Source organism: Priestia sp. SB1, from assembly GCF_038898415.1.
In genome coordinates, this window is record NZ_JBBJSS010000004.1 from 119557 (window position 1) to 140422 (window position 20866).

Annotated in this window: 18 protein-coding genes and 2 riboswitches; of the genes, 16 read left to right on the plus strand and 2 right to left on the minus strand. The window is 38.3% G+C overall.

Features of this window, described 5'->3' with window-relative positions; translation table 11 throughout:
- Positions 1-321: 321 nt before the first annotated feature.
- From parE to WKH56_RS15765, 3 genes are all read left to right on the plus strand, one after another.
- Complete coding sequence (parE, locus tag WKH56_RS15755) at positions 322-2298, plus strand: DNA topoisomerase IV subunit B (protein WP_063247897.1); 1977 nt, start codon at positions 322-324, stop codon at positions 2296-2298.
- Positions 2295-4721: a DNA topoisomerase IV subunit A gene (gene parC, locus WKH56_RS15760; protein ID WP_221834050.1), complete on the plus strand. Its 2427-nt coding sequence runs from the start codon at positions 2295-2297 to the stop codon at positions 4719-4721. Before parE ends, parC begins: the two co-directional genes overlap by 4 nt.
- A 214-nt stretch (positions 4722-4935) precedes the next feature.
- Positions 4936-5757, plus strand: coding sequence for an alpha/beta fold hydrolase (locus WKH56_RS15765; RefSeq protein ID WP_048019242.1), 822 nt, complete (start codon positions 4936-4938; stop codon positions 5755-5757).
- On the opposite strand, the gene WKH56_RS15770 is transcribed toward WKH56_RS15765, so the two are convergent.
- Positions 5743-6384: a LysE family transporter gene (locus WKH56_RS15770; RefSeq protein ID WP_063247899.1), complete on the minus strand. Its 642-nt coding sequence runs from the start codon at positions 6382-6384 to the stop codon at positions 5743-5745. The two genes, WKH56_RS15765 and WKH56_RS15770, sit on opposite strands and share 15 nt — an antisense overlap.
- Positions 6385-6536: 152 nt before the next feature.
- Here WKH56_RS15770 and WKH56_RS15775 point away from each other — a divergent pair, with 152 nt between their 5' ends.
- From WKH56_RS15775 to WKH56_RS15795, 5 genes are all read left to right on the plus strand, one after another.
- Positions 6537-7304, plus strand: a complete 768-nt coding sequence (locus WKH56_RS15775; RefSeq protein WP_063247900.1) for a YqcI/YcgG family protein — start codon at positions 6537-6539, stop codon at positions 7302-7304.
- On the plus strand, positions 7279-7587 hold the full coding sequence (locus tag WKH56_RS15780; protein WP_013057236.1) for a cupin domain-containing protein: 309 nt from the start codon (positions 7279-7281) through the stop codon (positions 7585-7587). The genes WKH56_RS15775 and WKH56_RS15780 overlap by 26 nt, the downstream gene beginning before the upstream one ends.
- Positions 7588-7608: 21 nt before the next feature.
- Positions 7609-8193, plus strand: a complete 585-nt coding sequence (locus WKH56_RS15785) for a cysteine hydrolase family protein (protein ID WP_063248105.1) — start codon at positions 7609-7611, stop codon at positions 8191-8193.
- A gap of 94 nt (positions 8194-8287) precedes the next feature.
- Positions 8288-8779 (plus strand): GNAT family N-acetyltransferase, encoded by a 492-nt coding sequence (locus WKH56_RS15790; protein WP_033579112.1) that lies wholly within the window; start codon positions 8288-8290, stop codon positions 8777-8779.
- A gap of 103 nt (positions 8780-8882) precedes the next feature.
- Entirely contained in the window at positions 8883-9251 is a 369-nt protein-coding gene (locus tag WKH56_RS15795; protein ID WP_063247901.1) for a hypothetical protein, read from the plus strand.
- Between the two features lie 36 nt (positions 9252-9287).
- Here the strand turns inward: WKH56_RS15795 and WKH56_RS15800 are convergent, their stop codons facing one another.
- Entirely contained in the window at positions 9288-10727 is a 1440-nt protein-coding gene (locus WKH56_RS15800) for an amino acid permease (RefSeq protein WP_047750873.1), read from the minus strand.
- A gap of 102 nt (positions 10728-10829) precedes the next feature.
- A riboswitch (Lysine riboswitch) is annotated at positions 10830-11014 on the minus strand.
- Positions 11015-11188: 174 nt separating this feature from the next.
- Positions 11189-11289: riboswitch (TPP riboswitch) on the plus strand.
- Positions 11290-11321: 32 nt separating this feature from the next.
- Here WKH56_RS15800 and thiT point away from each other — a divergent pair.
- From thiT to WKH56_RS15840, 8 genes are all read left to right on the plus strand, one after another.
- On the plus strand, positions 11322-11930 hold the full coding sequence (gene thiT / locus WKH56_RS15805) for an energy-coupled thiamine transporter ThiT (protein WP_275211812.1): 609 nt from the start codon (positions 11322-11324) through the stop codon (positions 11928-11930).
- A 156-nt stretch (positions 11931-12086) separates the two neighbouring features.
- Positions 12087-13505 carry an ethanolamine ammonia-lyase reactivating factor EutA gene (locus WKH56_RS15810; protein WP_099331054.1) on the plus strand — a complete coding sequence of 473 codons (1419 nt, stop codon included), beginning with the start codon at positions 12087-12089 and terminating at the stop codon, positions 13503-13505.
- 26 nt (positions 13506-13531) lie between these two features.
- A complete protein-coding gene (locus tag WKH56_RS15815) occupies positions 13532-14902 on the plus strand; it encodes an ethanolamine ammonia-lyase subunit EutB (protein ID WP_310883857.1) in 1371 nt (456 codons plus the stop codon).
- A 14-nt stretch (positions 14903-14916) separates the two neighbouring features.
- Positions 14917-15630 (plus strand): ethanolamine ammonia-lyase subunit EutC, encoded by a 714-nt coding sequence (gene eutC, locus WKH56_RS15820; RefSeq protein ID WP_168760839.1) that lies wholly within the window; start codon positions 14917-14919, stop codon positions 15628-15630.
- A gap of 21 nt (positions 15631-15651) precedes the next feature.
- Positions 15652-17001, plus strand: a complete 1350-nt coding sequence (gene eat, locus WKH56_RS15825) for an ethanolamine permease (RefSeq protein ID WP_048019249.1) — start codon at positions 15652-15654, stop codon at positions 16999-17001.
- A 142-nt stretch (positions 17002-17143) separates the two neighbouring features.
- Positions 17144-18073, plus strand: coding sequence for a TcaA NTF2-like domain-containing protein (locus WKH56_RS15830; protein ID WP_230683467.1), 930 nt, complete (start codon positions 17144-17146; stop codon positions 18071-18073).
- 47 nt (positions 18074-18120) lie between these two features.
- Entirely contained in the window at positions 18121-19323 is a 1203-nt protein-coding gene (locus WKH56_RS15835; protein ID WP_310883856.1) for a TcaA NTF2-like domain-containing protein, read from the plus strand.
- Between the two features lie 380 nt (positions 19324-19703).
- Complete coding sequence (locus WKH56_RS15840; protein WP_048019252.1) at positions 19704-20786, plus strand: tyrosine-type recombinase/integrase; 1083 nt, start codon at positions 19704-19706, stop codon at positions 20784-20786.
- Positions 20787-20866 lie beyond the last annotated feature (80 nt).

The window sequence follows — 20866 nt, forward strand, 5'->3', positions numbered from 1 at the left end:
GAACAACCAACCCATGCACACTGCTTGCATGGGTTTCACCATGCGTTGAAATAGTAAGAGAGTTTCCGCTACAATAGACGTTAGACAGCTAACTTTATAAGGCTTATAATCCATGAATACACAAGATATTGCTTTTATAATACGGAAATTTGTGCTAAAATCTTGTAAGTACGCAAAAATAGAAACATACGTTCTATTGATGCGAACACTATAAAATTAAAAGATAGGATACATGATCATTTATTCTTAGACACGAAGCGCAAACGTTTGTGTTTCATACATAAAGTAGTAATGTTCGTTGTGATGAAAGGGGTAGTATGAATGGCTAGGAAACAACAATTTAATTATAATGAAGATGCAATTCAAGTACTAGAAGGATTAGATGCCGTTCGTAAACGTCCTGGTATGTATATTGGAAGTACGGATACACGAGGTCTGCATCATTTAGTATATGAAATCGTCGACAACTCTGTCGATGAAGCTCTAGCAGGCTACGGAGAAGAAATTATTGTAACCATTCACAAAGATAATTCAATTTCTGTACAAGATAAAGGTCGAGGTATGCCAACGGGCATGCATAAACTAGGAAAACCAACGCCTGAAGTTATTTTAACCATCTTGCATGCAGGAGGTAAATTCGGACAGGGTGGATATAAAACAAGCGGAGGCTTACACGGAGTAGGTGCATCTGTTGTAAATGCGCTGTCTGAATGGTTGACTGTAACCATTCATAGAGATGGATTTATTTATGAACAGCGTTTTGAAAATGGAGGAAAGCCGGTTACGACGCTAGAAAAAATAGGGAAAACAAAAAAAACGGGAACAACGATTCATTTCAAACCGGATGCCACGATTTTTTCAACAACCGTGTACAATTATGATACGCTTTGTGAACGGCTCCGCGAATCGGCTTTTCTATTAAAAGGATTCAAAATAGAGTTAATCGATAAAAGGCATGATCGTCAAGATATCTTTCATTATGAAACAGGTATTCAAGCCTTCGTTTCATATTTAAATGAAGAAAAAGATTCACTTCATCCAGTCGTCTTTTTTGAAGGGATTCATCATAATATTGAAGTTGAATTTGCGTTTCAATTTAACGATGGTTATTCTGAAACCATTTTATCATTTGTTAATAATGTTCGTACCAAAGACGGGGGAACGCATGAGTCCGGTGCAAAAAGCGCTATGACGCGTGCGTTTAATGAATACGCCCGTAAAGTAAGCCTGCTAAAAGAAAAAGACAAAAACTTAGAAGGAACGGATATACGAGAAGGATTAGGAGCCATCGTTTCCGTTAGAATACCTGAAGAGTTGCTTCAGTTTGAAGGACAAACCAAAGGAAAGTTAGGTACAAGTGAAGCTCGTTCGTCGGTAGATGCAGTTATTTCTGAAAAACTTGCCTATTTCCTAGAAGAAAATCCAGACGTAAGCTCTCTTCTTGTAAAAAAAGCAATCAAAGCTGCTCAAGCGCGTGAAGCGGCACGTAAGGCGAGAGAAGACGCAAGAAACGGGAAAAAACGAAAGCGTCAAGAAACTGTTCTAAGCGGGAAGTTAACGCCTGCGCAATCAAGAAATCCTCAGCGAAACGAACTGTACCTAGTCGAAGGGGATTCCGCCGGAGGTTCAGCAAAACAAGGAAGGGATCGCCGCTTTCAAGCTGTGCTGCCGCTGCGAGGGAAAGTTATCAATACCGAAAAAGCCAAACTTCAAGATATTTTTAAAAACGAAGAAATTAGTACGATCATTCACGCGATAGGCGGAGGAGTAGGCGCAGATTTTACAATCGATGATATTAACTACGATAAAATAGTCATCATGACCGATGCGGATACGGATGGGGCTCATATTCAAGTGCTTCTTCTAACGTTTTTCTACCGCTATATGAAACCGCTTGTGGAATCAGGAAAAGTGTTTATTGCTCTTCCACCGCTCTACAAAGTAAGTAAAGGGTCAGGTAAAAAAGAAGTGGTTGAATATTCATGGAGTGACGAAGAGTTGCAAGGTGCTATCGATAAGGTAGGAAGAGGGTATATGATTCAACGCTATAAAGGTCTCGGTGAAATGAACGCAGATCAGCTTTGGGAAACAACAATGAACCCAGAGACGCGTACGCTGATTCGTGTTCGTATTGATGATGCTGCTCGCGCTGATCGTCGTGTGACCACTTTGATGGGCGATAAAGTAGAACCACGCAGAAAATGGATTGAAAGCAACGTAGCGTTTGGATTAGAAGAAGATCCAAATATTTTAGATAATGAAAATGTATTAACGGTCGCAGAGGAGGACGTACAATGACACAAACAGAACGCTTTTTAGATTTACCTCTTGAGGATGTACTAGGCGACCGTTTTGGTCGATACAGTAAATATATTATTCAAGAGCGTGCACTGCCGGATGCAAGAGACGGGTTAAAACCCGTTCAGCGCCGTATTTTATATGCAATGCACGTAGATGGAAATACAGCAGAAAAAGGGTTTCGCAAGTCAGCCAAAACTGTAGGGAACGTAATTGGTAACTATCACCCTCATGGTGATTCATCTGTATATGATGCCATGGTTCGAATGAGTCAAGAATGGAAAGTTAGAAATGTATTAATCGAAATGCACGGAAACAACGGAAGTATTGATGGAGATCCCCCAGCAGCAATGCGTTATACAGAAGCTCGCCTTTCATCGATTGCTGCAGAACTTCTACGAGATATTGACAAACAAACGGTTGAGTTTGTGTCTAACTTCGATGATACAAGCAGCGAACCAACTGTGTTACCAGCTATGTTTCCTAACTTGCTAGTGAATGGATCCACGGGTATTTCAGCTGGTTATGCTACAGAACTTCCTCCTCATCATTTAGGTGAAGTAATTGACGCAACGATCATGCGAATTGATAAACCAACGTGTACAATTGAAGAATTAATGACGGCTATCCAAGGTCCTGATTTTCCTACAGGGGGAATCATTCAAGGTGTAGACGGGATTAAGAAAGCCTACGAGACAGGTAAAGGGAAAATTATTATTCGCGGAAAAACGGAAGTGGAGTCCATTCGCGGCGGAAAACAGCAAATTGTCATTACGGAAATTCCGTTTGAAGTAAACAAAGCCAACCTTGTGAAGAAAATGGATGAGCTTCGTTTAGATAAAAAAGTGGAAGGTATTGCTGAAGTTCGCGATGAAACGGATCGTACGGGTCTGCGCATCGTAGTAGAATTAAAAAAAGACGCAAATGCTCAAGGAGTACTTCACTTCCTTTATAAAAATACGGATCTTCAAGTACCGTATAATTTTAACATGGTTGCCATTGCTAAAAAGCGGCCAAAGCTTATGAGTTTGGCTAACATTCTTGATGCTTATATTGATCATCAAAAAGAAGTAGTAACAAATCGTTCTAAATACGAACTGCAAAAAGCATGTGAACGTGAACATATTGTAGCGGGATTGATTAAGGCACTGTCGATTTTAGATGAAGTTATTGCGACGATTAGAGCTTCTAAAGATAAGCGCGACGCTAAAAATAATTTAATTGGCAAATATGAATTTACAGAACCTCAAGCAGAAGCGATTGTGTCGCTTCAATTATACCGTTTGACAAACACGGACATTACAGCTCTACAAGCAGAAGCTGAAGAGCTAGGTGCTAAAATTAACGAGTTAGAAGAAATCTTACATAGCGAGAAAAAACTTTTTAATGTAATCAAAAAAGAATTACGCCGTGTAAAAAAGCAATACAGTACAGAACGCCGCTCAAAAATTGAAGCGGAAATCGAAGAGATTAAAATTAATCTAGAAGTGATGGTTCCATCTGAAGAAGTGATGGTAACAGTCACAAAAGACGGATATGTAAAACGAACAAGTCTTCGTTCTTACGCCGCGTCTAACGGGCAAGACTTCGGTATGAAAGATACGGACCGAATTTTAGCGAAGTATGAAATTAATACAACCGAAACGCTGCTCATCTTCACAAACAAAGGGAATTATTTATATATGCCAGTGCACGAACTTCCTGATATCAGGTGGAAAGACATGGGTCAGCATATCATGAACATTGTTCCAATTGATAAAGAAGAGCAGATTGTACGGGCTATACCGGTAAAAGAGTTTAAAGAAAATCAGTATCTGCTTTTCTTTACGAAAAATGGTATGGTCAAAAAATCAGAATTACTTCAATATAAAGCACAGCGCTACTCTAAGGCTCTTGTCGCCGTTAATTTAAAAGGCGATGATGAAGTTGTCGATGTATATCAAACGGATGGTAAAAAACAAGTGTTTATTGCCACTCGCTCTGGCTACGGACTGCGTTTTTCGGAAGAAGAAATCAATATTGTAGGAACTCGCGCCTCTGGTGTAAAAGGAATTAACTTAAAAGACGATGATTATGTTGTAAGCGGCGTTATCTTCGATGAAGATGAAGCTCTATCAACTGAATTATTTATCGCCACGCAGCGAGGAGCTGTGAAAAAGACAAAAGTTACTGAGTTTGAAGAATCAGCACGAGCAAAACGAGGGCTAGTGATGGTCCGGGAACTAAAATCTAATCCGCATCAAATTGCAAAAGTAAAAGTAATCTCTAAAGAGCATTACATGATAGTGGAATCATCTAAAGGTCAAATCGAGCAGGTTGATCCATCTACAATGCGAGCTAGTGACCGATACAGCAACGGTTCATTCGTATTGGACCAAAGCGAAGCTGGGAATTTAGTTGATATGTGGCTGGAAGAAAAATAACAAAAAAAGTAGTAAAGTTTTTAAAGCTTTACTACTTTTTTTACTCAATATTTTTAAATTAAACTATGTTCTAAATAAACAATATAAAATGATTTTCCTACTCATCATTCCAAATAAACATCATACATCTCCTACACAAGCCTCTAAGAAACTTTTGAATGTTCAAATTGTCCAAAACATATATATATATAAGAACATCTAGGAGGTGTTATATATGAACTATTTTATTCACGTAACTCCTAAGACTAAACTTTTTGTTCGGGATATTGGAAAAGGGGAACCCGTTCTTTTCCTTCACGGGTGGCCTGTTAACGCTAAAATGTACGAATACCAATTTACAACGCTGCCGGCCTGCGGTATTCGGTGTATTGCTCCTGATCTTCGGGGATTTGGAAAATCAGATACGCCTTTCACCGGCTATTCTTACAATCAATTAGCGGATGATATTCGTATGTTAGTAGAAAAATTAGGACTTAAAAATTATACGCTAGTAGGCTTTTCTATGGGGGGAGCCATTGCCATTCGATATATGAGTAGACACTTAGGATATGGCGTGAAGAAGTTAATTTTATTAGGGGCAGCGGCTCCAAGCTTTATTCAAAAAACTGATTTTCCATACGGACTTCCTTCTGAAGAAGTAAATACAATTATTCAAAATACGTATAGAGATCGTCCTAACATGCTTGAAGACTTTGGGAAAAAATTTTTTAATCAGCCTGTCAGCGCAGCTTTTAGAGGATGGTTTCAAGATTTAGGTTTAGAGGCATCTGGCCATGGAACGATTAAAACTGCGGTGTCTTTACGAGACGAAGACTTACGGGAAGATTTGAGTCAAATTTTCGCTGAGACATATATATTACACGGAAAAAAAGATCAAATTTGTCCATTTGATCTTGCAAAAGTAATGAATCGCCACATTTCATTTTCTACACTGATCCCATTTGAAAATAGTGGACACGGTCTTTTTTATGATGAACGTGAGAAAGTAAATGACACCCTTATTGAACTCATCAATAAAAGCTCAGCCGATAAGTAAGGATACACATTTAAAACCGAATTGGCAGCCAAATAAAAAAAGTAAAAAACCAGCACCTAACGTAATGAGGCGAAAAAGCTTAGGCGTGATAAATTTTCTTGTAAAATGAATGCTGCCCGCAATATTTAAATTCCAAAGAATGATGCCAAAAATAATAAAGAAGCTATGAAAAAAGACGGATAGCCACGTTTGACTTTGAAGGCTTTCGCTTAAGCTTGATCCAAATACACCGAACCAAAACACAATATTTAAAGGGTTCATAAGAGCAATAAAAAAACCTGTAAAAAACGACTTATCTTTTTTAGCAGAAGGGTTATTTACATCTACTGAAAAGGAACGAGAGACAGCTTGTTTCATACTTTGAAAGCCAACAAATGTGAGCATGACAAAACCCGTTGCATACAGGACAACCGTAACAGCCTGCATCTGAACAAAAGGGGTTAACCCTATTAAAATGAGAAGCATAAATAAGATATCGGCTGTCATTCCTCCTAAACCAACTAGCCAAGAAGCCCAAAATCCTTTTGTCAGACCTCTTTTAATCATCTCTATATTGATTGGACCTACCGGTGCTGCGAGACTAATACCTAGAATTATTTGTTTTATAGCAATCAAAAACCACTCCACAAACACAGCCTCCTTTCTAACTTGTCCAATAGTAGCTTATATATATATAGATTAGAATTTTATAATTTAGAAGCGAGATTTAGTTAAAAATACTCATAAACTTTCTTTTTTTTAATACACATGTAACGTTGAGTTCCATAAGGAGGGTTTTAATGGCATCAAAAATGCTTTTTCGAGCTAATGAGATTTTAGAGTCAACGCATGTCCCGTTCTGGGGGAAAGATGCTTTTCAATATTTCCAAAGCGATATATTATCAGAAGAAAATCCATTTCCCTGTATATTAGGGGTAGAAGGCTTTAAAAAAGATTTACTGCGTTTTTCATTTGTGACGACTCCTTATAACTATCAAGATATTAAACATGCAGCGGCGGCACTTAGAGAATACATAGATACATTTAAGACCATAGGTCGCTATACATCCTTTGTGTTATTTTTTAAGCCTGAACATAAAGAACGGTCAATCGAAGAGTACGAAACGATGTTTTGGGATACGCTGACGTTTCTTCATCAAATTGATCAAAAGAAATGGCCGCAAGATATTCCGAAAGACCCAAAAGATGCATTATGGGAATTTTGTTTTCACGGAGAACCTATTTTTGTCGTCTGTAATACGCCTGCTCATTCTCTACGTAAAAGCCGTAAGAGCAGAGGATTTATGATTACATTTCAGCCGCGGTGGGTGTTTGAAGGTATGACAGGAGATTCAAAAATAGGGAAGCATGTACAAAAAGTCGTCCGCGATCGGTTAAAAACATATGATGACGTATCAGCTCACCCTGAGTTAGGCTGGTATGGACAGCAGGAAAACAGAGAGTGGAAGCAATATTTTTTACACGATGATAATAACAATACTACTGGACAGTGTCCATTTAAATTAAAAAGGAGTGAGCAGCATGGACGTAAAAAAAGCCTCTATTAAAAAAGGAGTTGGCGGAAAGTTTGAAGAAGTAATTAAAGAGCTGCTTCCGGCGTATACTGGATACGTTGAAGTACAGCACGATATTGCTTTTCAAACACATCCGTCTCATACGCATCCAACTGATGAAATTCTTCATATACTTGAAGGATCTATTTACTTTACAGTTGAACGTGATACGGTTCTATGTCAGGCCGGAGATCGGATACATTTACCGAAACAAACGGTTCATTCTTCAAAAGCCGGTCCTGATGGATGCACATACGTTATTTCCATTTTAAAATAAAGACGAAAGAAGATGATGCTTATGCTACGTTCCCGGCCAGTGTTGCTACTTATCGATGTACAAGAAGGGTTTTATTCACCCCAGTGGGGAGAAAGAAACAATTTAGATGCAGAAAAGAATATGCTGACGCTACTGCAAGCATGGAGGCGCCAAGACTATCCTGTCATTCACGTGCAGCATGCATCAGAAAATCCAGACTCTCCTTTACATCCAAGTTCAAAGGGGTTTCAATTCAAAGAAGGATTTGGTCCACAAGAAGACGAATACTTAATTCGCAAGCACGTGAACAGCTGTTTCATTGGAACAGAGCTAGATAGCTATTTAAAAGCAAATGGCTATGATACGCTTATCTTAATAGGACTAACTACTAATCACTGCGTCTCTACGACTGCGCGCATGGCTGGAAATCTAGGGTATAGGACGTATGTTGCGAACGATGCAACGGCCTGTTTTGATTGTATGTCCTACGATGGAAAAACCAGACTTCTTGCAGAAGATGTACATACATTCGCACTGTCTTCCTTGCACGGAGAGTTTGCAACGGTCGTTTCTACAAAAGAGACTCTTCAAGTCCTTCAAACCTTTCAATATGCCCAAAACCAATAACCGATGTGCATGCGCACATCGGTTTTTTATGTAGATTATGTTTCTTAAAAGAAGTAAAATAAAGATAATTCTATACTATAAGGAGTTTGTACATATGATCATTCGTTATGCTAAAGAAGAAGATTTACCTATGCTTGTTGAAATTTATAATCAGTCCGTTCAAACAAGTGCTGCTACTTTTGACTTAACGCCTGTAACAGTAGAACAAAGAAGGGGCTGGTTTAATAATCATATTAGCAATGAACTTTTTCCACTTATTGTCGCGGAAAAAGATGGAGTAGTAGCGGGCTATGCTTCGCTTTCCTCGTATCGAGATAAAGAAGCGTACATTCAAACAGTAGAGCTATCGATTTATATTGATAAAAATCAACAAGGGCATGGTATTGGGAAACAGCTTATGAAGCGCATTTTGGAATTAGCTAAAGAGCTCGACCATCACGTTGTCATTTCAGGAATTACAAAAGGAAATGATATCAGTATCAAAATGCATGAGCAATTTAATTTTACATTTTGCGGAGAGTTTAAAGAAGTGGGCTGGAAATTTGATCAGTGGCAAGATGTACTTTTTTATCAGCTTATTTTATAAGATGTATGACGCCTTTACACATTGTAACGTTTTAGTTTCATGTGTAAAGGTTATTAAAATAATAAGTTGTTTTATTATTTTAATACGAAAGGTGTTAGCTATCATGAGTACACATTTTCAATATCAACATCTAAGAGCTGTGCCGAAAAGATGGTCCCAAAAAGAACTGCATATCCAGCTGAATAGAATCAAACACAATTCTGAACTATCTACTATAGCAGCAGATCCGCTTTTTCATCTGTTAGAATGTACCCGTTCAGGCCTTCAAACTAAACAAGAAATCATAGACTACATCCAAACCATTCCTAATCACCAAATTCCATCTTTTGCAACTCATTTAAGCAGGTTAATTCAGCGTATTTATTATATCGAAGCTGCTGATTACTATAACCGTCCCCTCAAAGGTTATATGCTTGTTATGAAAAACCAACCCGCTTATATATCTCTTCATTTTGCCGATCAGCTCATATAAAAAAAGCGCTCTATTCAAAAGAATAGAGCGCTTTTTTTATTCGTATTTTTTCACTGTTACTTGACATTCTTTTAACGGGATAAGCTTCGACTTTTTCGTCCATTTGTATCCTAACCAAACAATTAAGAATAAAGGAAGTCCGATATAAGAAACAAGTACACCGTACCAGTCAATCGAGTCACCCATAAACGCCGAATAGTTTTGGCCTAAAATAACAACGGCACATAAAATAAAGGCAAAGATAGGGCCAAATGGGAAAAGTTTTGCATGATATGGAAGTTCACTCAAATCATGACCTTGAGCAACAAATGCTCTTCTAAAACGATAGTGGCTGATCGCAATTCCTAACCAAGCAATAAAACCAGACATACCAGAAGCGTTAAGTAACCACGTATATACCGCACCGTCTCCAAAAAATGAAGCACCAAATGCAAGTGTACCGACAAGTGCCGTTGCGATTAAGGCATTAACTGGAACGCCTCGTTTATTCACTTTTGCTAAAAACCTTGGTGCTTTTCCATCTTTGGCTAAGTTCCACAGCATACGCGTAGAAGCATACATGCCTGAGTTACCAGCAGATAAAACAGCTGTTAAAATAACGGCATTAATCGCTGATGCTGCAAACGCCAGACCTGCTCGTTCGAATATCAAAGTAAACGGACTTACTCGCACGTCATCACTTGCTAATGAATTCGCTGTGTATGGAATAAGCATTCCAATAACAAAAATAGCTAAAATATAAAATAACAAGATGCGCCAGAAGACTTGTTTAACTGCGCGAGGAACCGTTTTTTCCGGATCTTCACTTTCTCCAGCTGCGACTCCAAGCAACTCTGTTCCTTGGAATGAAAAACCAGCTGCCATAAAGATACCTAGTACAGTGAAGAATCCACCGTGAATCGGTCCATCACCAAGCGTGAAGTTTTTAAAACCTGGTGCTTCATTGTTAAAGATACCAAAAATCATCATAATACCAATAACTAAAAAGATAATAACCGTTACTACTTTAATTAACGAAAACCAAAATTCAGATTCACCAAATCCTTTTACAGAAAGGTAGTTAAGCCCAAACATAATTAATAAAAACAGGGCACTCCATAAAATAGAAGAAGAGTTCGGGAACCAAAATTTCATAATAAGGGCTCCAGCGGATAATTCAGCTGCAATCGTAATAGCCCAGTTATACCAGTAGTTCCAGCCGAGAGCGAAACCAAAGGATGGATCTACAAAACGAGACGCATACGTACTAAATGAACCAGCTTCAGGCATATAAGCTGCGAGCTCTGCTAGGCTGGTCATCAAAAAGTAAACCATTACGCCAATAATAGCGTAAGCTAAAAGCGCTCCCCCAGGTCCTGCTGTGTGAATTGCTCCACCACTTGCTAGGAATAAGCCGGTTCCGATGGCTCCTCCTAATGAAATCATCGTTAAGTGGCGAGATTTCAACCCACGTTTTAATTCTTGCTGCTCTTGCATAGATAAATACTCCTTTCGAATGTACGGAAAGAGACGGGATAACATAAAAAAAGCCCGCAGTATATGTGCGCGCTTTTAAATCTGAAAACCGCGTCAACCTTCCGTGAAGATAGCTCTTCACATCACTCGCATGATGTGACAGTTCTGTTCCTGTTCGGAGACAGCCCCAGCTTAAATCAACCGAGAAGTGATTTAAACTTCGGCAATTTTTCCTTTCAAGCAACATCCTCAATGTTCTCTGCATTTCCGTTACTTTACTATTAAAAACTGCGACCTCTACCTCATCGATTAGGATGAGGGTTTTTTATATTCAATTGACATAAAAGAAGTATAACAAATACTAAAACGATTGTCATTATAAAAAATAGATTCAGAAAATAGAAACATCTTTGAAATCTCTCGAATCTATTTTGTTACGTATGGTATAATAAACATTGTCTTTATACTACATAAATATCCAAACGTACCACAGGGGGAGCCGCCGTGCTGAGAGTGAACGAAATGTTCAGACCCTTCGAACCTGTTAGTTAACGCTAGCGTAGGAATGTGGGAATAGTAGCATATATTTGCTTACTCCTGTGTAAACCGTTTGATATGAATGATTCAAAAACAGGAGTGAGAAACGTGAATAAAGCATTACCTTTACAGGCTAAAATTGAAATAGCTATTTTTGCAGCATTGGCTTTTTTGATTGATCTTTTACCTTCTATAAAAATTGCAATAGGTGTAAGCATTTCGTTCTCTATGGTTCCTATCTTTATTATGTGTTTTCGATGGGGAGTTAAAGGAGGAGCTTTATCTGGATTTCTATGGGGAATATTACAACTAGCTTTAGGAAATGCGTATATTTTAACCCCGTTGCAAGCTTTTATAGAGTATATTATCGCTGTTACCTTTATTGGATTTGGCGGGATTTTCTCTAGTTCTATTAAAGGATATTTAGCTAATAATCAAAGATCAAAAGCTTTCTTTTTTATTATCTTATCTTTAATTATAGGAAGTTTTGCTCGTTATTTTTGCCATTTTATTGCCGGTTTAATATTTTGGGGATTTGCTGCACCAAAAGGAATGCCTGTTCTATGGTATTCTTTCTCGATAAATGGGATTTCGATGATTGGGTCGTTGCTATCATGTCTAATTATCCTTTCATTGTTAATTCCATCGGCATCAAGAATGATTGTAACTAAATCACACTCATCATAAGAAAAAAGACTAAATCTGCCAAGATTTAGTCTTTTTTCTTATTTGTCACCTTTGTTTACACAAAAGTGTGTCAGGTTTGATAACATAGTTAGTGAAATATTCAAAAAACTGTTTTATGATAGTCAACATATTCAAACGAGATAAAGGATTGATCGTATGCTACAGAAATGGATCACGAGCATAGGTTTAGATATTGGAACAAGCACAACAAAACTGATTGTAAGCAAACTGTTAATAGCAAATCAACAAAATCAGTTTACGCTGCCAGGCTGTCAAATTATTGATCGTCGCGTAACGTATGCAAGTTCCATCTATACAACACCTATGGTAAACGAGGTTGAAATCGATGTTCGAAGGTTAACGCTATTACTAGAAAAAGAGTACAAAAAAGCAGGGATCTCCTTAGATCAAGTGGAGGCGGGTGCTGTGATCATCACAGGAGAAACGGCTCGGAAGCAAAATGCAGAGAGTATCGTTCACTATCTAGCTGAACACGCTGGGAATTTTGTTGTTGCAACAGCTGGTGCTGACTTAGAAGGAATGTTAGCGGCAAAAGGATCGGGAGCAATCGAACATTCTGCTGAAACCAATAAAGTGATTGCCAATATTGATGTAGGTGGAGGCACTGCTAACATCGCCTTATGTCAAAATGGAAAAGTGATTGAAACGTTTACCCTGCATGTAGGCGGAAGATTAATTCGACTAAACGAAGATGGTATTGTTACCTACGTTTCGTCTTATTTGACTGAATTTTTAAAAAATAATTCTCTGATGCTTCAAGAAGGCGAAAAAGCAACATTTGAAAAACTCTCGTCTATTTGCAAATTGCTAGCTAAAGAAACCGTGGATTATGTGAGCGCACTGAAGCAAACCTCTTTGCTGCTCGTTTCCCCTCATACAAGATCTTCTACTCGGCCAGAGACAATCATGGTCTCGGGAGGAGTAGGAGCCATGATAGAGAAGGAGAAACCAAAAACAGTGAAGGAAGTGGCCATACACGGAGACATTGGTCCGCTGCTAGCTTATCAGTTTCAAGCCATACAGGTATCTCAAGCCGCTGAAACAACGCGAGCCACTGTCATTGGAGCTGGTATGCAAAATACAGAAGTTAGCGGATCAACCGTATACATTAAATCAAAGCGGCTGCCGCTAAAAAATATTCCGATTATAGAGATACCCGTACAGCAAGAGGAGGAGTGGAATCCGCAGCTGTTTCAAGAAAGAGCTCGAACGGCATGTATGCAGGCTTCAACTGTTTTCAGCGCAGAAGATCCTCCCGTTGCTATTGCTTTATCTCATTTCCCTTACTGCAGCTATAGAATGCTGCAAGAATTAGCAAAAGTAATAAGCGCTGAATTTGGTGCTTGTTTTAAAGGAGCTAAGTGCCTCGTTGTTTTATGCGAGCAGGATATTGCTAAAGCTTTAGGACAAGCACTAGCCAAACAGGAGAACGAATTAGAAATTATTTGTTTAGATCAAATTGACTTTACCCACGGAGATTATATCGATCTAGGGTTACCCGTAGCTGGAGAGGCAATCTCTGTTTCGATTAAAACACTCGCTTTTTCATCATAATCAACTGAACATACAAGGAGGAAACGATGTTTAAAACTACCCGGTTGTTAGGAGAAACATTTTCATTTTATAGCTTGAAAGAAATTATGGCCAAAGCAAACGAAGAACGTTCTGGAGATCAGCTCGCAGGAGTTAGCGCTGAGTCAATGAAAGAACGAATGGCAGCCAAACAAGTGCTAGCTGATATCACACTTGCTGATATTCGAAATTACCCGCTGCTAAGCGCAGATGAAGACAACGTCTCGGCATTAATCGAAAGTCAGATTGATTCATCGGTTTACGACATTATTAAAAATTGGACAGTAGGGGAGTTAAGAGAATACATCTTATCTGATGAGCATACCGGAGAAGAGCTTCTTGCGCTTAGCAAGGGATTAAACAGCGAAATGATTGCGGCAGCTACCAAAATTATGTCCAATTTAGATTTAATTCAAGGAGCTGCCAAGATAGAAGTGCAAACTACTTGTCAAACGACTATCGGTCAAAAAGGCGTATTGGCTTCAAGAGCCCAGCCTAATCATCCTTCAGATAACTTAAAAGGAATGAGAGCATCTCTCTACGAAGCGTTAAGCTATGGAATTGGAGATGCGGTTATCGGAATTAACCCTGTTATTGATACAACGGATAATATCTACGCGCTTTTAAATGAAACAAAAAATATAATCAACGAATGGTCAATTCCTACTCAAAACTGTGTATTATCACATGTGACGAGCCAAATGAGAGCAATCGAAAAAGGAGCAGCTGCTGACTTGATTTTCCAAAGTTTAGCAGGCACAGAAGCCGGTAATGATTCATTTGGGATTTCACTGTCTATGCTCGATGAAGCGACAGCGTTAATTCATGAAAAAGGGACAGCAAAAGGTCCGAACCGCTGGTATTTTGAAACAGGACAAGGTTCTGAATTGTCAGCAGAAGCCCACTATAATATTGATCAAGTAACGCTCGAAGCTAGATGCTACGGCTTAGCTCGCCACTACAAGCCTTTCTTAGTTAACACGGTTGTTGGATTTATTGGACCTGAATATTTATATAACAGCAAACAAGTCCTGCGAGCTGGGCTAGAAGATCACTTTATGGGCAAAATGCACGGCTTACCTATGGGAGTAGACGTATGTTACACCAACCACATGGATGCTGATCAAAACGATATGGATAATTTAAGTATGCTTCTAGGAACAGCTGGGGTGAACTTTGTAATAGGAGTGCCCATGGCTGATGACTGCATGCTAAACTATCAGTCTCTTAGTTATCATGATATCGCAACCGTGCGCAATGTACTCGGCCGTACCCCAACGCCGTTATTTCAAAAATGGCTTGAAGATCAGCGTATTATGGAAAACGGACGCTTCACATCAAGAGCTGGAGACCCAACTATTTTTATGAATTTGATTTAAGGAAGGTGCTTACTATGATACCAAAGTCAAATCGCGATCCGCTTGAAACACTTAAACAATTTACCCCTGCCCGCATAGGTGTTGGCCGTACAGGAACAAGGCCGCTAACAAAAGACGTTTTATCTTTTCGCACAGATCATGCCGCAGCCGTAGACTCTGTATACGGCTCAGTTTCAGAAGATATTCTATCTGAGTTTAACCTTTTTTCTGTGAATACACGCGCGGAGTCAAAAGAACATTATTTAAAACGGCCGGATCAAGGGAGGTTATTAGCAGATGACGCTAAGAAAGAGATTTTAAAAAACTGCGTGCAGCAGCCTGATGTACAAGTAGTGGTATCAGATGGACTGAGTGCTAAGGCAATTGAAGAAAACGTGAGCGACGTGTATCCTGCTTTAATTGATTCACTGGAGTCATATGGACTTCGTATCGGGACTTCGTTTTTTGTAAAAGGAGGACGAGTTGCATGTATGGATGAAATTGGTGAAATCATAAAGCCAAAAGCACTTGTGCTATTGATTGGAGAGCGACCTGGGCTGGTCAGTGCTGAATCCATGAGTGCTTACATGTGCTATGAACCTAGCAAAGGAAAAAAAGAGTCTGATCGTATGGTTATTTCTAATATTCATAAAAGAGGAACGCCTCCTATTGAGGCAGCCGCACATATCGGTACCATGATTGACAAAATGATTAAGCAGCAAACAAGCGGTGTACATCTTATTGTCTAAACATCAAAAGGAGGAGAACGTATGGCGTTACAAAAACAATTAAAACCTATTCATTTATGGGCTATTTCAGTTGGTATGGTTATTTCAGGACAATACTTTGGGTGGAACTACGGGTTTGAACAAGGCGGGATTATCGGACTTGCAATTGCAACCTTAATTGTAACCGTGTTTTACACAACGTTTATGTTCAGCTATGCAGAGCTTTCAACATCTATCCCGCAAGCTGGTGGACCTTCAGCTTATGCAAGAAGAGCACTTGGACCTTTTGGCGGATATATCGCCGGAATTGCATGCTTGCTTGAATTTATTTTTGCTCCTCCTGCTATTGCGGTATCAACAGGAGCATACCTGCACTTTCTTATCCCAGCCGTTAACCCTGTATATGCAACGGTAGGTGCCTTTATTTTCTTTGTTTTACTAAATTTAATCGGGGTAAAAGAAGTAGCGGTGATTGAGCTTACAGCTACCATTGTTGCACTAATTGGTTTATCTATTTTTTATGTAGCTGGTTTGCCTCATGTACAAACATCAAATATTTTCAACGCTCATTCATTTATTAACGGGCCAACAGGGGTACTAGCGGCTATTCCATTCGCTGTTTGGTTCTATCTTGCAATAGAAGGCGGAGCAATGGCAGCGGAAGAAGTGGAAAACCCTAAGAAAAACATTCCTAAAGGATTTATTGGAGCGATTATTACTCTTGCAACCGCAACGTTGTTTACACTATTTGTAACAGCAGGACTTGGCGGAGGAAGCGGGAAGCTAGCCGATTATCCACTTCCGCAGGCACTGTCTTCTGTATATGGAAACGGCATTTCAACCGTTGTTGCTATTATCGGGCTATTCGGATTGATTGCTAGTTTAAATGGAATCATCATGGGATTTTCAAGACAAACCTATGCGCTTGCACGAGATGGTTACTTCCCTAAATTTCTTGCTAAAACGAATAAAAAAGGAGTTCCTGTCGGCGGTTTGTTGATTCCGGGAGCAATCGGTGTGATTTGCGCTGGATCTGCCACGTTTGCCAATGCCCTTATTATCTTATCTGTATTCGGAGCAATGATGATGTACTGCATCAGTTTAGTTTCTCTTTTTATTTTACGCAAAAAAGAACCTAACTTGTCTCGTCCTTTTAAAGTAAATTACCCGGTAGTGCCAAGCGTTGCTTTAGTATTAGGTATTCTGTGCTTATACAGCATTATAAAATACAGTGTGCTTACAACAAGTTTAATGCTGTTTGGTGTTTCTCTACCTTTAATGTATGTGATTCTTGGCATTTTCCTTCTTTCAATTATTTACTATGTTTTTTATGGTTCAAGACAGCTTAAAAAAGAGGCATCCAATTCATATCAAGAAGCATCTATTAAATAAGAAGAAAAACGGCTGCTGTAAAGGCAAGCCGTTTTTCTTGTGAAATTAAAGGGTTGAGCGTTTTTTTGTAGAATGATATACTAGGTCTGTTTGTTGGAAGAATATACATACATTTATATTAGATAAAGAAGGGGCAATTATGATGAACAAACGTAATACAATCATTATCACGGTTGTTTCATCTATTCTGTTATCAGCCTGTCAGCAAGAAGAGACAATAAAAGACGGAAATACAATGATAGTAGAAAAAGATGCAAAAAAAGTACTAAATGAACCAAAAACACAGGTAGAAAGCATTCAATCAATTGATTTGAATAAAGAAGCAATGAGCGGAAAATTTATCACAGCCTGGATGACTGATTATTTTTCAGCGTTTGGAAAAGCAGTTGATGACAACTCTTTTAATGATCTAAAAGCTTACTTGAAAGCGGACAGTTCTTTTTATAAAGAGCAGAACCTTCTTGTTGAAAATTTCACACGACAAGGCATCGAGCAGAAGAAGCAAACGTTTCATATTGTCAATTGGTATGAAGAACCTAACCATGTGTTCAAAATACAAACCCACGAGGAAAGCTTATTAAAGCAGCCGGGTAAAGATCCTTACAGCAAAGTTTGCGACCGCCTTTATACAGCTGTTTACCAAAACGATACGTTAAAGCTATCGAGTGTAGAACCATTCGACTTTTCATCTAAACCAAATGCACACACTGAAACTCCCACTACACAAACAACAGATTTACACGACTACGATGGAAAATGGACCACTGGCAATGATAACGGATCTCCTATCATTCAATTTCTTGCTACATCCAACTCGGAAGCGACGATTAAAATAAATTCGTACCAGCCACCTAGCAAAATCCGCGTGTCAACCGTTGAACAAAAAAATATTCGCTTTGAAAATAACCAAGCCGCCATTGAATATGAAAATGATGGACAAGGAAATAAAGGAACCATTGTCATTACGCTTAAAGAAAACTCCATTTCGTTACTCGCTAAAACAGATCAAAATAAAAAGGCAAAATGGGGAATTCCAAGCGGTGATTACGTACTTGATACGTTTGAGAATTAAAGATCCTTTTAAGAACAGACTAAATTCGGCATTGAGGAGGACACCTTATGCATAAAAAATGGACGATTGCATTCGTTCTACTGCTGCTAATGGTTTTGACGGCCTGTGAAGAAAAAGAAACAGTTAAGTTATCCAAACCAACCGAACCTTCCTCAGATGAAGTGATCCCAAAAGATCAAGCTAAGTCATCTATCAAGCCTGATCTTGTATCAGAAAAAAAAGCAGAAAAAACTGCAGTTGAGACGATGAATAAAATTTCAAGCACCTATAAAGAATTAGGTGAAGAGTATGAATGGGATAATGAATCTAACCCTGCTGATTATGAAACGTTAAAAAAAGCGCTAACGCCATATGCAACATCATCTTTAATTGCAACAAAGCTAAAAAGTATTTCTACTAACTATTACTGTAAAGAATGTAATATGAGCTTTTTCCCTGATGTAACTCATCTTATTCGATTTGAACTTATTAACAATCACGCCGGGCAATTTTCGGTGTCAGCCATTGAACCAATTAGTAAAGAAGGAAGCGGCGGACTGACCATTTACATGAATTTTAAATACGTTAATAAGCAATGGAAGTTAAATGAATGGGATGAAGTTACCTATCATCAAAAATACCTCAACATTACGGCCGATGAATATATGGAATACGTGAAGTCAATTAATCCTTCTAGTGATATTTCATACCAAGGCGAAACAACCCGCACAAATGAAAAAGGGGAAAAGGAAGAAATCATGGTTTTCAAAGAGAACCATACAAAGTATGCCATCAGCAAAAACAGCTCTCAGCGAATCGACGACTTTAAAGAAGATGAAAAAGAAAAAGAAGAGAAGGAAGAAAAAGAGTTTAATTTAAAAAATATCCCAAAAGTTGATCAAGAAACAGCAGATATTTTTATTGAACATTATTTGCGAGATTTAACAAAGTCCATTAACACAAATAAATTCGAACACGTACAGCCTTATATCCAGCGTGACAGTGTTTTGTGGAATGATCAAAAGCAGCTTGTGAAAATGCTGTATGAAAGAGACATTCGAGAAGAACTCGTTGATTATTCGGTATTAGACGTTGAACCTGTGAGTGAAGAAGAAGAAGATGATGATGATGAAACGGTCTATACAATCCAAACAAAAGAAGTTATTTCCATTACAACGAACGGTCAAAGTCAAGAAAAAGAGTATTACCGAACGTATACCGTTTCTTACAGTAACAAACAGTTGTATCTGACAAAAATTGAATCACTTTAAAAAACATCACGCTTTGCGTGATGTTTTTATGTATACACAATTTGTGTAATTCCTATCATGGTAGATTTTAACGTTCCACCATAAAAAGCAAATCTTTAGAAAGAGCATTTTAAAAAATACTTTACTATACTAACGCAAGATAACTCTTCCTTATCAAGCGTTCGTATGATAAAGTAGAGTAATAAGCAGAAAATAGAATTTATTTTACATATAATGGATGTTTTTATTAAAATCTTAAAAAAACGGCTTTCTAAATTGAGTTTTGAGAGGTTTTTGAAAACTTTTAATGGTATTTGTTGCAGTTTGATAAAAACTCGTTATATACCATTTTGGATCATTTAAAAGGTATTTCTTTATTTGTGGTAATTAGGAGGATTAAAATGGAAGAATTTGAATTATCGCCTGCGAAAAATTCGTTTCGCCAGCTAAAAGAGCAGTGGGAAGAGGCAGAGCTGTTAGATGAAGATAACAACTTGAATTTAAAGCACGTTTCAGATGAAGAATTTATTCAGCTCTTTTTTTCAATGCGTATTATCAAAAAATCACTTTCTCCTCATACGATCAGATCTTACAATCAAGACATGAAAACGATTCTGTCTTTTTTCTATGAACGAGAGATTACATTAAAATCGATTGGATTTATGGAAGTCAAATTATTTAATGAAGAAATGATAAATCAATATGCCAATCGCACTGCTGCAAGAAAACTAGAATTTTTTAGAAGAATGCTAGAGTTTGGACACGCTACTCATTTTTATCCTTCGCTGTATACGACGTGGATTGAAAAACCATCTATCGCAAAAGGACATTACAGTGATAAGGAAAAACAAAATCGTACTGAATACCGAGAGCTAACCGATCGCGAAGCCCAGGTGATTGTAAATGCGTTAGAATCCGTCGTGCGCATTCGCCAGCATGAAAAGGAATTTAAAGCGCGCAACCGCTTAATGGGAATGCTTTTGTATATGAGTGGAATGCGTTCAAGTGAACTGCTAAGTTTAAATTGGGGAAGCTTCCGCGAAGACCGCCGCGGAAATTTGGTTGTAGATGTGATTGGTAAAGGAAAAAAAGAACGTACTATTCCCGTGTTTGATGATGTGAAAGAAACACTTTTCACTTATCGGCAAGCGTTAAATGAAAGCACCGAACTAAGTCCTTTTGACACTGAACCGCTTTTTTATTCTATTAAAGAGTATTATCGTACCGGCGAAAAGAAGCGATTATCCTATACAACGTTGTATCGAACGATTAAGTCAGCTGTTTATAAAGTAAAAGGAAACGCGTCTATTTCTCCTCATTGGTTTCGTCATACCTTTATTACAAACAGTTTAGCTAATGACGTTCCGCTTGCGGTTGTGAAACAAGTAGTAGGGCATTCTTCTATTGCTACAACGAACGTTTATCTTGAAAAACTTCAAGAGGATACGGTATACGACGCGTTTCGAAAGTCGGGCTATCGCTAATTACTTATAATGTTTTTATGTAAACTAAAAAATATATATTTTCATTTTTACTGCTCATGCGTATGAAATAAGTTGTATAA